The 1449-nt window shown below is 55.1% G+C and carries 1 protein-coding gene; it reads left to right on the forward strand.

What is annotated here, in order from left to right; genetic code table 11:
* The first annotated feature begins 234 nt into the window (after positions 1-234).
* A complete protein-coding gene (locus G565_RS0122275) occupies positions 235-1266 on the forward strand; it encodes a CDP-glycerol glycerophosphotransferase family protein (protein ID WP_028672745.1) in 1032 nt (343 codons plus the stop codon).
* Positions 1267-1449: the final 183 nt, after the last annotated feature.

Below are 1449 nucleotides of genomic sequence, written 5' to 3' on the forward strand. Positions count from 1 at the left end.
AACCACCGCCCAACAGGCCAACTTCACCGGTGATTCATCCTCCCCGTCACCCAGAGGACTGGCTTCCTACGAAACCCCGCACCTAAACCGGTTTCACGTCTTTCAATGTTTCGCGTCTTTTAATGTCCTTCGTCACTCCATGTCCTGCGTCCTTTAATGTCCCACGCCCCTTCATGTTTTGCGTCCCTTAAAACACCGCTATACTGCCCAATCACTTAAACAAGCCCGGGTACCATGCAAAAGCTCCTTTTCTTCGTCGAACAGCCCTATTCTTTCCCGATACTCAGGCCACTGGAAGCCGCAGCAAAAGCCCGTGGCATAGAGGTACGCTGGTTCCTGTATGACTTGCCCGAATCTTACCTGATGGCCGACGAGCAACGCCTGGCCGACACCACCGCCGTTAACGACTACAACCCCGATGCCGTGATCTGCCCCGGCAACTGGGTGCCCCACTTCTGGCCCGGCCATAAAATTCAGATATTCCACGGCTTTGGCATCGACAAAAAAGGCCATTTCAACATTCGCGGCTTTTTCGACCTGTACTGCACCCACGGCCCACTAACCACAAGCCGGTTCAAGACCGCAGAACCCACATACGGCTATTTCAGAAGCGTAGAGACCGGCTGGCCGAAAATGGACCCCTACGCCAAGGCAGTAGACACCCGCACCGACATCACAGCGCCACCAGCCGTACTGTATGCCCCAACCTTCAGCCCATCGCTCACTTCCACCTACGCCCTGCTGGAGCCGCTGAGCGAGCTCACCCGGGCCGGCAAAGCCGACGTGACCGTTAAATTCCACCCAATGATGGCCAAAGACCAGGTAACCGCCTACAAAGCCGCCCTAAACGACCACTTCAGAGTGGTAGAAAACACCGACCTGCTTCCCGCCCTGCAACAAGCCGACATCGTGCTTTCCGATACCTCATCGGTCGTGGCCGAAAGCCTGTGCATCGGCAAACCCGTCATCACCCTGAACACCCTGCACCCCGGCCCCTATGTACTGAACATAACCGACCCAAGCGAGCTGGCTACCGCCATACACACCTGCACAGAGCACTACGCAGAACGAAAAGAAGCCGGAAAAGCCTACGCCGACCAGATGCACCCCTACCAGGATGGCAAATCATCAGAACGGGTACTGGATGCGATAGACCACCACATCCGGGAGGGCCACAAAGGGCTGAAAAAGCTGCCCTTCAACTGGCTGAGAAAGCGCAAGGTGGCCAGGAAGATGAGGAAATACGCGGGACATGTAGAGACGTAGGACATTGAGCGACGCAAGACATAGAGGGACGCTGAACAATGAATGACGCAACACATGAAAAGACGCCAAACACCGCTCAACCGGGAGACTGTAACTAAATCTGTGTAACTGCCTATTATTAACCCAATGGTTGGGTGAGGATGGGCAGACTATGAACAAGAAAGAGCTACAGGCAATCGCTCA

Source organism: Saccharospirillum impatiens DSM 12546 (assembly GCF_000423605.1).
Taxonomy (GTDB): Bacteria; Pseudomonadota; Gammaproteobacteria; order Pseudomonadales; family Natronospirillaceae; genus Saccharospirillum; species Saccharospirillum impatiens.

Coding starts and splice junctions, on each gene's coding strand:
- G565_RS0122275 (WP_028672745.1), top strand. CDS start 235: ATGCAAAAGCTCCTTTTCTTCGTCGAACAGCCCTATTCTTTCCCGATA.